The 11,465-nt window shown below is 72.5% G+C and carries 13 protein-coding genes; 6 read left to right on the forward strand and 7 right to left on the reverse strand.

Going from position 1 to position 11,465, the window contains the following annotated elements; all coding sequences use genetic code 11:
* From AB0C38_RS45015 to AB0C38_RS45030, 4 genes are all read left to right on the forward strand, one after another.
* The gene (locus AB0C38_RS45015; RefSeq protein WP_360686156.1) at window positions 1-546 is read left to right on the forward strand and encodes an NTP transferase domain-containing protein; all 546 of its coding nucleotides are present in this window, start codon (window positions 1-3) and stop codon (window positions 544-546) included.
* Between the two features lie 159 nt (window positions 547-705).
* Window positions 706-1,779: an AAA family ATPase gene (locus AB0C38_RS45020; RefSeq protein ID WP_360686159.1), complete on the forward strand. Its 1,074-nt coding sequence runs from the start codon at window positions 706-708 to the stop codon at window positions 1,777-1,779.
* A gap of 6 nt (window positions 1,780-1,785) precedes the next feature.
* Window positions 1,786-2,730, forward strand: a complete 945-nt coding sequence (locus AB0C38_RS45025) for a DUF58 domain-containing protein (protein WP_360686162.1) — start codon at window positions 1,786-1,788, stop codon at window positions 2,728-2,730.
* A gap of 73 nt (window positions 2,731-2,803) precedes the next feature.
* The gene (locus tag AB0C38_RS45030; RefSeq protein ID WP_360686165.1) at window positions 2,804-3,784 is read left to right on the forward strand and encodes a VWA domain-containing protein; all 981 of its coding nucleotides are present in this window, start codon (window positions 2,804-2,806) and stop codon (window positions 3,782-3,784) included.
* A gap of 1 nt (window position 3,785) precedes the next feature.
* Here the strand turns inward: AB0C38_RS45030 and AB0C38_RS45035 are convergent, their stop codons facing one another.
* The 7 genes from AB0C38_RS45035 to AB0C38_RS45065 all read right to left on the reverse strand — a co-directional run bounded on the left by AB0C38_RS45035 (window position 3,786) and on the right by AB0C38_RS45065 (window position 9,651).
* Window positions 3,786-4,298: a hypothetical protein gene (locus AB0C38_RS45035; protein ID WP_360686167.1), complete on the reverse strand. Its 513-nt coding sequence runs from the start codon at window positions 4,296-4,298 to the stop codon at window positions 3,786-3,788.
* Between the two features lie 102 nt (window positions 4,299-4,400).
* Window positions 4,401-4,862: a tRNA (cytidine(34)-2'-O)-methyltransferase gene (locus AB0C38_RS45040; RefSeq protein WP_360686170.1), complete on the reverse strand. Its 462-nt coding sequence runs from the start codon at window positions 4,860-4,862 to the stop codon at window positions 4,401-4,403.
* A gap of 4 nt (window positions 4,863-4,866) precedes the next feature.
* Complete coding sequence (locus AB0C38_RS45045; protein ID WP_360686173.1) at window positions 4,867-5,289, reverse strand: thioesterase family protein; 423 nt, start codon at window positions 5,287-5,289, stop codon at window positions 4,867-4,869.
* A 16-nt stretch (window positions 5,290-5,305) separates the two neighbouring features.
* On the reverse strand, window positions 5,306-6,250 hold the full coding sequence (locus tag AB0C38_RS45050) for a TAXI family TRAP transporter solute-binding subunit (protein ID WP_360686176.1): 945 nt from the start codon (window positions 6,248-6,250) through the stop codon (window positions 5,306-5,308).
* Window positions 6,247-7,632 carry a HAMP domain-containing sensor histidine kinase gene (locus AB0C38_RS45055; protein WP_360686179.1) on the reverse strand — a complete coding sequence of 462 codons (1,386 nt, stop codon included), beginning with the start codon at window positions 7,630-7,632 and terminating at the stop codon, window positions 6,247-6,249. Before AB0C38_RS45055 ends, AB0C38_RS45050 begins: the two co-directional genes overlap by 4 nt.
* Before the next feature lie 4 nt (window positions 7,633-7,636).
* Window positions 7,637-8,314, reverse strand: coding sequence for a response regulator transcription factor (locus AB0C38_RS45060; RefSeq protein WP_360686182.1), 678 nt, complete (start codon window positions 8,312-8,314; stop codon window positions 7,637-7,639).
* Window positions 8,315-8,322: 8 nt separating this feature from the next.
* The gene (locus AB0C38_RS45065) at window positions 8,323-9,651 is read right to left on the reverse strand and encodes an MFS transporter (RefSeq protein ID WP_360686185.1); all 1,329 of its coding nucleotides are present in this window, start codon (window positions 9,649-9,651) and stop codon (window positions 8,323-8,325) included.
* A 184-nt stretch (window positions 9,652-9,835) separates the two neighbouring features.
* Between AB0C38_RS45065 and AB0C38_RS45070 the strand changes: the two genes are divergently transcribed.
* Together AB0C38_RS45070 and fabI are read left to right on the forward strand one after the other, a co-directional pair.
* Window positions 9,836-10,540, forward strand: a complete 705-nt coding sequence (locus AB0C38_RS45070; protein WP_360686188.1) for a beta-ketoacyl-ACP reductase — start codon at window positions 9,836-9,838, stop codon at window positions 10,538-10,540.
* Window positions 10,541-10,574: 34 nt separating this feature from the next.
* Window positions 10,575-11,342 carry an enoyl-ACP reductase FabI gene (gene fabI / locus AB0C38_RS45075; RefSeq protein WP_360686191.1) on the forward strand — a complete coding sequence of 256 codons (768 nt, stop codon included), beginning with the start codon at window positions 10,575-10,577 and terminating at the stop codon, window positions 11,340-11,342.
* Window positions 11,343-11,465 lie beyond the last annotated feature (123 nt).

The following is an 11,465-nucleotide window of genomic DNA, read 5'->3' on the forward strand; positions in this document are numbered from 1 at the left end:
ATGCGCTACGCGGGGATCGTGGTGGCCGGCGGTTCGGCCCGCAGACTGTCCGGTGTGGACAAGCCGGCCCTGTCGGTGGGCGGGCAACCCTTGCTCGCCCGCGCGATCCACGCCCTGGACGGCGCCGAGCGGGTGATCGCCGTCGGGCCGCGGCGGCCCGGCTTCGACGTCGTGTGGACCCGGGAACCGGTGCCGGGCACCGGGCCGGTGGCGGCACTGGCGGCGGGGCTCGCGTTCGTCCCGGACGACGTCGAAGCGGTCGCGGTGCTGGCCGCCGACCTCCCGGGCGTCCGGCGGTCCACAGTGGACCGGCTGGTCGCGGCGATCGGCGACGGCGACGGCGCCGTGCTCGTCGACGCCGCCGGGGCCCGGCAGTGGTTGCTCGGCGCCTGGCGGGTCGCCGCGCTGAAGGCGGCGCTGCCGGAGCAGCCGGAAAACGCGGCGCTGCGGCGCACCCTGGCCGGCCTGCGCATCACCGACGTGCCGGCCGAACTGGGCGAAGCGGACGACATCGACACCCCCGAGGACCTCGAGCGCCACCGCTGAGGGCCTGCTTCACAGATGTCACACCGGGGGAGGTGTTGGCTACTGATGGGGCAACCCGCGCGTCCGCGTGCCGGACGGACGAACGGCCGGGGGACGCAGTACGGTCGCACCGCGTGATCACCGTCGCGGGGGCGGCGCACGAACTTTCGAGGAGGCAGAGTGACCGAGCCCGGCTACGCCGAGGGCGGGAACGGGCAACAGCCCGGGACGCCGGCCCGGGACGCCCAGTTGCTGGAGCGGACCGTGTTCGAGGTCAAGCGGATCATCGTCGGCCAGGACCGCCTGGTCGAGCGAATGCTCGTCGGCCTGCTGGCCAAGGGCCACCTGCTGCTCGAAGGCGTGCCGGGTGTGGCGAAGACCCTCGCGGTGGAGACGTTCGCCCGGGTCGTCGGCGGCTCGTTCTCCCGCGTCCAGTTCACCCCCGACCTGGTGCCCGCGGACATCCTCGGCACCCGGATCTACCGTCAGGGCGCCGAGCGGTTCGACGTCGAGCTCGGCCCGGTCGTGGCGAACTTCGTGCTCGCCGACGAGATCAACCGCGCGCCGGCGAAGGTGCAGTCGGCGATGCTCGAGGTGATGGCCGAGCGGCACGTGTCGATCGGCGGGCAGACGTTCGCGATGCCCGACCCGTTCCTCGTCCTGGCCACCCAGAACCCGATCGAGAACGAGGGCGTGTACCCGCTGCCCGAGGCGCAGCGCGACCGGTTCCTGTTCAAGATCCTCGTCGAGTACCCCACCGCCGAGGAGGAGCGCGAGATCATCTACCGGATGGGCGTCACCCCGCCCACCCCGCACGAGGTGCTCAGCCCGGGCGAGCTGGTCCGGCTGCAGGGCGTCGCGGCGCAGGTGTTCGTGCACCACGCCCTCGTCGACTACGTGGTCCGCCTCGTGCTGACCACCCGGACGCCGAACGAGCACGGCCTCGCCGACGTCGCCGGCTGGGTGTCCTACGGTGCCTCGCCGCGCGCGAGCCTCGGCATCATCGCCGCCGCCCGGGCGCTGGCCCTGGTCCGCGGCCGCGACTACGTGCTGCCGCAGGACGTCGTCGACGTCGTGCCGGACGTGCTGCGCCACCGGCTCGTGCTGTCCTACGACGCGCTCGCCGATGGCGTGCCCATCGAGCACATCATCACGCGCGTGCTGCAGACCGTGCCGTTGCCGCAGGTCTCGGCCCGGCCGCAGGGCGGGACCGGCCAGGGCGGCCCGGTCCCGGCGGGCGCGCCGGTCAGGTAACCGGTGATGGCGAAGAACGAGAAGGGCACCCGCCCTTCGTGGGCGCCGCCGGTGCTGCACGGCGACCGGCTGGAGGCCGGGCTCCGGACGCTGGAGCTCGACGTCCGCCGGCGGCTCGACGGGCTGCTGCAGGGCAACCACCTCGGCCTGGTGCCGGGGCCGGGGTCCGAGCCCGGCGAGGCCCGCCCGTACCAGCCCGGCGACGACGTCCGCCGGATGGACTGGGCGGTCACCGCCCGCACCACGACCCCGCACATCCGCGAGACCGTGGCCGACCGCGAGCTGGAGACGTGGGTCGTCGCCGACCTCTCGGCGAGCCTCGACTTCGGCACGGCGCTCTGCGAGAAGCGTGACCTGGTGGTCTGCGCGGTCGCCGCGGTCGCGCACCTGACCGGGGGCGGCGGCAACCGGCTCGGCGCGCTGCTGTCCAACGGCGCCGAGACCACCCGGGTGCCGGCGCGCGGCGGGCTGGCGCACGCCCGCGGGCTGGTGCGGAAGATCGCCACGTCACCGCGCGCGCCCGAGGGCACCCGGGGTGACTTCGCCGAGGCCCTGGAGGCGCTGCGCCGGCCGCCGCGCCGCCGGGGGCTGGCCGTGGTGATCTCCGACTTCCTGGGGGAGACCACCTGGGAGCGGCCGCTGCGGGCGCTGGGCGGGCGCCACGAACTGATCGCGATCGAAGTCCTCGACCCGCGCGACGTCGACCTGCCCGAGGTGGGCACCGTCGTGCTGGCCGACCCGGAGACAGGGAAACAGCGCGAAGTGCATGCGTCGGCCTTGCTGCGCAAGGAGTTCGGGGCCGCGGCCCACGCCCACCGGCAGACGGTGGCGGCCGGCCTGCGGCGCGCGGGTGCGGCGCACCTGACGCTGCGGACCGACGCCGACTGGATCGCCGACATGGTGCGGTTCGTCGTCGCCCGCAAGCGACGCTGGTCCGGGGGTGTCGCGTGAGGGAGCTTGCGACCGAACCATCCAACACTGCGTCTTCGGCTCAGGCCGCACCGAGCGTCAGCGAGGTGTGCGCATGAGTTTGACCGGCTTCGCCGCGCCGTGGTGGTTCCTGCTGCTGATCGCGGTCGCCGCCGTCGCCATCGGGTACGTGCTCGCTCAGCGGGCGCGCCGGAAGCGGACCATGCGGTTCGCGAACCTCGCCCTGCTGGAGAAGGTCGCGCCGAAGAGCCAGGGCTGGGTGCGGCACCTGCCGGCGGTGCTGATCGTGCTGTCGCTGCTGCTGCTGACCGTGGGGCTGGCCGGGCCGACCGCCGAGCAGAAGGTGCCGCGCAACCGGGCGACCGTGATGCTGGTGATCGACGTGTCGCTGTCGATGGAGGCCACCGACGTCGCGCCGACCCGGCTGAAGGCGGCGCAGGACGCGGCGACGCAGTTCGCGCAGAACATGACCCCGGGCATCAACCTGGGCCTGATCTCGTTCGCGGGCACGGCGACCGTGCTGGTCAACCCGACCACCGACCGCAACGGCGTGATCAAGGCGATCGAGAACCTGAAGCTCGCCCAGTCGACGGCGACCGGCGAGGGCATCTTCGCGGCCCTGCAGTCGGTGGAGAGCTTCTCCAGCGTCGTGGGCGGGGCCGACGGACCACCGCCGGCGCGGATCGTGCTGATGTCCGACGGCAAGCAGACGGTGCCCGAAGACCTGTACGCGGCGCGCGGCGGTTACACGGCGGCGCAGGCGGCGAAGCAGGCCGGCGTGCCGATCTCGTCGATCTCGTTCGGCACGACCCACGGCTCGGTCGACATCGACGGCAAGGCCCAGCCGGTCAGCGTGGACGACGAGTCCCTGCGGGAGATCGCCCGCCTGTCCGGCGGCGACTTCTACAAGGCGGCCAGCGCCGAAGAGCTGAAGAAGGTGTATGGGGACCTCGGCGAGCAGATCGGCTACGAGCTGAAGGACGCCGACGCGAGCAAGCCGTGGGTGGTCGTGGGAACGCTGATCCTCATGATGGGCGCGGCGGCGAGCTTGTTCTTCGGCCAGAGACTCCCGTGACTCAGGCTCGGCGGACGCCGTACAGGCTTCCGCCGAGCAGGGTCACCCCGGACAGGACGCCGCTGACGAACGGCACCCACGGCAGTGCCGAACTCCCGAGCAGAGCCAGGCCGACGACGCCCAGCAGGGTCAGGACCACCCCCACCGCCAGGATCGACTTCGTCTTCCACACCGAAGCCAGCGCGACGAAGTGGAGCCCGACGATGGTCGCGATCCACGCGACGTTCGCCTGCACCGGCGCGTCCAGCAGGCTGAGCACGAAGAACCCCGCGACGAGCAGCACCACCTCACCGATGACGATCGCCCGGTAGCTCGGCCCGAACATCGGCCGCCCGTCGAGCGTCGGCCGGCCGCCGGCCCGCAAGCCGAGGACCACGACCGCCGCGAGCGCGGCCACGGCGAGGCCGCGCAGCACCCAGCCGATCGCGGTGGGGAGCGGGGCCCCGGAGTTGACGAGGACGAACACGGTGCCGAACGCGGCGCCGATGAGCGCCCCCAGGAACTGCTGTCGCATCCGGCGAACCTACCGGAGCGCTCCGGACGTCATGAAAGGGTCGTTCATGCCGCCGGAGGCCCTGAAAGAGTCGTTCATGACGGTCCGGCTCCCGAAGGCTGATCAGGGGGTCGCGAACCCGTTCTGCCGCCAGGCCTCGTAGACCGTGATCGCCGCCGTGTTGGCCAGGTTGAGCGACCGGCTGGTCGGCAGCATCGGCAGCCGGACGCGGTCGGTCACCTCCGGCGCCTCCTGCACCGAAGCGGGCAGCCCCACCGACTCCGGCCCGAACAGCAGCACGTCCGCGGGCGCGTACGCGACGTCCGTGTACAGCCGCGTCGCCGACGCGCTGAACGCGTAGACCTTCGCCGGCAGCAACGCTTCCCAGGCCGCGGACAGGGACGCGTGCACCCGGACCCGGGCCAGGTCGTGGTAGTCGAGCCCGGCCCGGCGCAGCTGCTTGTCCTCCAGCGTGAACCCGAGCGGCTCGATCAGGTGCAGCTCGCACCCGGTGTTCGCGGCGAGGCGGATCGCGTTGCCCGTGTTCGGCGGGATTTCGGGCTGGTAGAAGAGAACGCGGAACACGGGCTCAGTCCTCGAGCAGGGCCGCGTACACCTTGCGGACCGCGTCCGGCGGCGGCGTCGGTCGCACGGTGGCCGGGTCGATGAACACGTACCGGACGTTCGCCGCGAGCACGAGCGTCTCGCCGCGGTGGATCTCGAAGTCGAAGACCAGCGACGTCGTGCCGAGGTGGGTCAGGTACTGCGAGACGACCAGGTCCTCGTCGTACCGGGCGGGCGCGCGGAACTTCAGGTTCGCCTCCGCCACCACGACGTCCGTGCGGTGGGCCAGGAACTCGTCGTGCGAACCGAAGAGGGCCTTCTCCGCCTCGAAGGCGCACATGTCCACATAGGCCATGTAGTGGGCGTTGAAGACGATGCCCTGGCCGTCGCACTCGTGGTAGCGCACGCGCAGCGGCATCTCGACGACGGGGCGGCGGGGTTCGGTCACCGGCCCAATCTAGCGGTCAGCCGTGCAACGCCCGGTACGCGGCCGCCGCGCCCGGTTGCAGCGGCACCGGCTGCGTGCCGATCAGCGTCCGCACGTCGAGGAACTGCGTGCCGACCGCCTCGGCGGGCACGAGGTCGGTCGCCCGCCCGACGAGCAGCCGGACCACCGCCTCGGCGACGTCGCCGGGCAGGGCGGGGGAGCAGACCAGCAGGTTCGCCACGCCGATCGTGCCCAGCGCCCCGACCCCGCGGTACGCGCCGTCCGGCACCTGCACCTGGTCGTACACCGGCCCGTAGGAGGCACGCAGCGCGGGGACGACGGCGTCGAGCGGCAGCAGCGCGATCGGCGTCGTGCGGGTGAGGTCCGCGAGCTTCGGCGTCGGCACCCCGCCGGACCAGAGCATGGCGTCGATCCGCCGGTCGGCCAGTGCGTGGACGGCGTCGTCGAAGAGCAGGTGCCGGGCGTCGACCGCGACCCCGGCCTTCGCGAACAGGCGCTCGCCGAGCTGGGCCGCGCCGGATCCGCCCGCGCCGAGCGACACCGGGCGTCCGGCCAGGTCGGCGAGCCGGCGCACCGGGCCGTCCGCCCGCACCACGAGCTGCAGGTAGTTCTCGTAGACGCGGCCGAGCGCGAGCAGCGGGACCTTCCCGGTGAACGGCGCGTTCCCGGCGAGTGCGGTCTGGGCGACGTCGGCGAGCACCAGCCCGAGGTCGGCCTGCCCGCGCCGCACCAGGTCGACGTTGGCGACACTCGCCTCGGTCGGCACGGCGGTGGCGTGCAGCCGCGGCTCGGTCCGGCTCAGCTCGGCCGCCAGCAGTTCGGCGAAGGCGAGGTAGAACCCGCCGCGTTCGCCGGCTGCGATGGTGATCGTCCGTTCGGGACCGTCGTAGGCGGACGTCGAACAGCCGGCCACCGCGAGCCCGAGGCCGCCGAGCAGGACGGTGCGCCGGGTGATCGTCATGGCGCCTCCTGCAGCGGCAGCGTGACGCGGACCTCGAGCCCGCGCGGGAGTGCCTGGCGCAGTTCCAGGACCCCGCCGCGGGTCCGCACCTGCTGGTGCGCGATGGCCAGCCCGAGCCCGGTCCCACGCGGGGCGCCTTCGCCGCCGGCGCGCCAGAACCGTTCGGTCGCCCGTGCGCGGTCCTCAGTGGACAGTCCGGGGCCGTCGTCGCGGACGACGAGGGTCGCCGTCTCCGGCCCGCTTTCCCAGTCCGTGGTGATCTTCGCGCCGCGGCCGGCGTAGTGGACGGCGTTGTCCAGCACCACATCCAGGATCTGCGCGAGCTCGCCTTCCGGGCAGCGGACGGTCACCGGCTCGTCGTGCCCGGGCGGCGGCACGAGCGTCGAACCGGCGTCCTCGGCCGACGGTCGCCAGGCGTCGACGCGTTCGGCGAGCACGGAGGCGAGGTCGCACGACTCGTCCGCGCCGCCGGCCGCGACGCGCGTCGCCGTGCTTTCGGCCAGCGCGAGCGCCAGCAGCCCGTCCAGTAGCCGCTCCAGGCGTTCGACCTCGGCGACGGTCGCCCGGTAGGTGGCGCCCTCGGCTTGCGCGGCCAGGGAGTCGACGCGCAGCCGCAGCGCCGCCATCGGGTTCCGAAGCTGGTGGGAGGCGTCGGCGACCAGCCGGTGCTGCTGGTCGGCCGCTTCGAGCACCGCTTCGGACATCCGGTTGACCTCGCCGGCCAGGACCCGCAGCTCCCGCGGCCCGGTGCGTTCGGGGACGTGCGCGCGGTGCCCGGCGGCGACGGCGAGGACCCCGGTCTCCAGCTCGTGCAGCGGCCGCACCATCCAGCGGGCCAGCACCACGGCGAGCAGCACGAACACCACCGCGACCAGCAGCGCCCCGGCGCCGATGGTGCCCCAGCGGGTGGCGACGTCCGCGGCCGCCGCCGTCACCGACGCCCGCAGCACGACCACGCCGGACACCCGGGTGCCGGTGCCGACCGGTCGCGCGAAGTACGCCGGTTCGGCCGACCACGGGCCGAGCCCGTCGACCTGCGGTGCGGGCTCGTTGCGCATCGTCGCCTCGACCAGCGCGTGCACCGCCGGGTCGGCCGCGGTCAGCCCGCCGGCCTGCACGAGCGGCGCGCGCCGCTGGTCCACGATGACGACGCCTTCGCCGTACAGCTCGGCGTAGCGGGCCGCGTCGGCGACGAGCGCGCCCGGGTCGTGCGTGTCGACGGCCTGCTGGGCCAGCACGACGAACCGGTCGACGTCGGCGGTGCGGGAGATGACCAGCTGCTGGGTGCGCTGCTCGGCGGTGGACGCCAGCAGCGGCACGGCGAACGCGGCGACCACCGCGAGTGCGAGGGCGACCAGGACCACCAGCAGCCGGGTGCGCACGGGGTCAGTCCCGGCCGAGCCGGTAGCCGAAGCCGCGGATGGTCGTGAGCAGCCCCGGCCGGTCCAGCTTCGCGCGCAGCGCGGTCAGGTGGACGTCGAGGGAGCGTGACACCGCGAGGTACGCGTCGCCCCACACCTCGTCCATCAGCTGCTGGCGGCTGACCGCGGTGCCGGGACGGGCGGCGAGCACGGCCAGGACCTCGAACTCCTTGGTCGTCAGCCCGATGTCGTGCCCGGCGACGAGGACCCGGCGGGCGCCGAGGTCGATCTCGACGTCCTCGACGCACACGACGTCACCGGCACTGTCGGCCGGGGCCTCGCGGGCCACCGCGCGCCGCACGACGGCGTCCATCCGGGCCAGCAGCTCGGCGAGCCGGACGGGCTTGGTCAGGTAGTCGTCCGCGCCGAGGCGCAGGCCGCGCACGACCGAGCGTTCGTCGCCGCGGGCGGTCAGCACGATCACCGGCACCGCCGAGACGGCGCGGATCTTCCGCAGGACGTCGAGCCCGTCGAGGTCGGGCAGGCCCAGGTCCAGGAGGACCAGGTCGGCGTCGCGGTGGCGCTGCAGGGCGTCGGCCCCGCGGCCGACGCTGGTGACGGGATGACCGCGCGCGTGCAGCGACTCCGCGAGCGCGCCCGCGACCCCCGCGTCGTCTTCGACGAGGAGCACGCGCACGGCCATCCCCTTTTTCAGTGTTCTTCGTCCCGGCGTTCTTCGAGCTCGGAGCTCTTCGAGGTTTCCCGCATTGTGCCGTAGACGATCAGGGAAACCAGGACGCAGCCCGCGACGTACCAGAAGAAGACGGACTCGTGCCCGGCGCTCTTCAGCGCCTGCGCGATGAGCTCCGCGGTGCCGCCGAAGATCGCGACGGTGAGCGCGTAGGGCAGGCCGACGCCGATGGCGCGGATCTTCGTCGGGAACAGCTCGGCCTTCACGATCGCGTTGATCGACGTGTAGCCCGCCACGACGACGAGCCCGGCCAGGACGAGGAAGAACGCGCCGACCGGGTTCCGGGTCGAGCCCATCACCGTCATGATCGGGACGGTGAGCAGGGTGCCCGCGATGCCGAAGAACAGCAGCAGCGGGCGGCGGCCGATCCGGTCGGACAGCTTGCCGGCCAGGGGCTGCAGGATCGCCGCGAGGAGGATCGCCGAGAACAGGATGATCGTGACCGTGCGCCGCGGGATGTGGGCGGTGTTCTCGAGGAACTTCTGGCTGTAGGTGGCGAAGGTGTAGAACGCCACCGTCCCGCCGAGGGTCAGCCCGACGACGAGCGCGATCTCCTTGGGGTACTTGGCCAGCGCGCGCAGCGTGCCGCGGTCCCCGGCCGTGTCGTCGCCCTTTTCCTTGGTGAAGCTTTCGGACTCGTCCATGCCGCGGCGCAGCCACATCACGCTGAGCGCGGCCACCGTGCCGACGCCGAACGCGATCCGCCAGCCCCACGACGTGAGCTGCTGTTCGGTGAGCAGGCCCTGCAGGATCAGCTGGAGGCCCAGCGCCAGCAGCTGGCCGCCGTAGAGCGTCACGTACTGGAAGCTCGAGTAGAAGCCGCGCTTGCCGGGAGTGGCCACTTCGGACAGGTAGGTCGCCGACGTGGAGTACTCACCGCCGACGGACAGGCCCTGGATCAGCCGGGCGACCAGCAGCAGGATCGGCGCGGCGAGGCCGATCGTGCTGTAGCTCGGCGTGACGGCGATGAGCAGCGAGCCACCTGCCATCAACGTGACCGAAAGCACCAGCGCGCTGCGGCGGCCGAAGCGGTCGGCGAACCGGCCGAGCATCCAGCCGCCGAGCGGGCGCATGAGGAACCCGACCGCGAACACCGCGGCCGTGCCGAGGAAGGCCGCCGTCGTGTCGGTCGTGGGGAAGAACGATTTGGCGAAGTACGTGGTGAACGCCGCGTAGGCGTACCAGTCGTACCACTCGACCAGGTTGCCGATGGAGCCGCGCAGCACGTTGCCGATCACGCGCTTTTCGCTCACGGCCCCCGTGGTCGTGGGGCTGATCCGGGTTGTCATCGTCGACCTCCTGTGTTGCGACTCACGGTGACCAACCAGCGGGTAACCAGCAAGGTCGGAGGGCAGTTCCTAACACCCGCTTAGGACGGTCGCGGACACCCCGGGCGCGGGTGCGCGACGCCGCGGCGCTGCCGATAACCTCGTGCCCGACAGCTGCGCAAGGTCGACGAAGAGGGAGAACACTGTGGGACGGTCCGTTCTGGTCACCGGGGGCAACCGGGGCATCGGTCTGGCGATCGCCCGGGATCTCGCGGAGCAGGGACACCAGGTCGCCGTCACGCACCGTGGTTCGGGCGCTCCCGAAGGGCTTTTCGGGGTCCAGGCGGACGTCACGGACACCGAACAGGTCGACGCGGCGTTCAAGCTCGTCGAGGAGCACCAGGGCCCGGTCGAGGTGCTGGTGTCCAACGCCGGGCTGACCGACGACACGCTGTTGATGCGGATGAGCGACGAGCAGTTCGAGCGCGTCATCAACGCCAACCTGACCGGCGCCTACCGGGTCGCGAAGCGGGCCTCCCGCGGCATGCTGCGCGGCAAGTGGGGCCGGTTCGTCTTCATCTCCTCGGTGGTCGGGCTCTCCGGCTCGGCCGGCCAGGCGAACTACGCGGCGTCGAAGGCCGGTCTCGTCGGCTTCGCGCGCTCGCTGGCCCGTGAACTCGGCTCCCGCAACATCACCTCGAACGTCGTCGCGCCCGGGTTCGTGCACACCGACATGACCGACGAGCTGTCCGACGACCGCAAGAAGCAGATCCTCGCGCAGGTGCCCTCCGGCCGGTACGCCGAGCCGTCGGAGATCGCCGCCGCGGTGCGCTACCTGGCGTCGGAGGACGCCGGCTACGTCAACGGCGCGGTGCTGCCGGTCGACGGCGGCCTCGGCCTCGGCCACTGATTTCCGTTCACCCGAACCAAGACTTGGAGGACCCGTGCCCGGACTGCTCGCAGGCAAGCGCCTGCTGATCACCGGCATCATCACCGACGCGTCGCTCGCCTTCCACGCGGCCAAGATCGCGCAGCAGGAGGGCGCGAAGGTGGTGCTGACCGGCTTCGGCCGCATGTCGCTGGTCAAGACCATCGCGAAGCGGCTGCCCGAGCCCGCGCCGGTGATCGAGCTGGACGTCACCAACCAGGAGCACCTCGACGGCCTCGCGGACCACGTCCGGGAGCACGTCGACGGTCTCGACGGGGTGCTGCACTCGATCGGGTTCGCCCCGCAGAGCTGCCTCGGCGCGCCGTTCCTCGACGCCCCGGCGGAGGACGTCAAGGTCGCGGTGGATGTTTCGGCGTACTCGTTCATGTCGCTGTCGAAGGCGTGCCTGCCGCTGCTGGGCCGCGGTTCGTCCATCGTGGGCATGGACTTCGACGCCCGCGTCGCGTGGCCGGTCTACAACTGGATGGGCGTCGCGAAGGCCGCGCTGGAGTCGGTCAACCGGTACCTGGCCAAGGAGCTCGGCCCGCAGGGCATCCGCGTCAACCTGGTCAGCGCCGGCCCGATGAAGACGATGGCCGCGAAGTCCATCCCGGGCTTCTCGGACCTCGAAGACGGCTGGGGCGACCGCGCGCCGCTCGGCTGGGACAGCTCGGACCCGGACCCGACGGCGAAGAGCGTCTGCGCGCTGCTGTCGGACTGGCTCCCCGCCACGACCGGCTCAATGATCATGGTCGACGGCGGGGTCCACGCCCTCGGCATCTGAGGTTCACACGGCGATCGGTTCCCGGTCGCGGGGGGGGGGCGGCGGGGCCGCGCCCCCCCCCCGCTGGGGCCCCCCCCGCGGCGCCCGCACCGCATAACACAATACATGAAAACAAAAAACACC

Source organism: Amycolatopsis sp. NPDC048633 (assembly GCF_040650695.1).
GTDB lineage: Bacteria > Actinomycetota > Actinomycetes > Mycobacteriales > Pseudonocardiaceae > Amycolatopsis.

Coding starts and splice junctions, on each gene's coding strand:
- AB0C38_RS45015 (WP_360686156.1), top strand. CDS start 1: ATGCGCTACGCGGGGATCGTGGTGGCCGGCGGTTCGGCCCGCAGACTG.
- AB0C38_RS45025 (WP_360686162.1), top strand. CDS start 1,786: ATGGCGAAGAACGAGAAGGGCACCCGCCCTTCGTGGGCGCCGCCGGTG.
- AB0C38_RS45030 (WP_360686165.1), top strand. CDS start 2,804: ATGAGTTTGACCGGCTTCGCCGCGCCGTGGTGGTTCCTGCTGCTGATC.
- AB0C38_RS45035 (WP_360686167.1), bottom strand. CDS start 4,298: ATGCGACAGCAGTTCCTGGGGGCGCTCATCGGCGCCGCGTTCGGCACC.
- AB0C38_RS45050 (WP_360686176.1), bottom strand. CDS start 6,250: ATGACGATCACCCGGCGCACCGTCCTGCTCGGCGGCCTCGGGCTCGCG.
- AB0C38_RS45060 (WP_360686182.1), bottom strand. CDS start 8,314: ATGGCCGTGCGCGTGCTCCTCGTCGAAGACGACGCGGGGGTCGCGGGC.
- AB0C38_RS45065 (WP_360686185.1), bottom strand. CDS start 9,651: ATGACAACCCGGATCAGCCCCACGACCACGGGGGCCGTGAGCGAAAAG.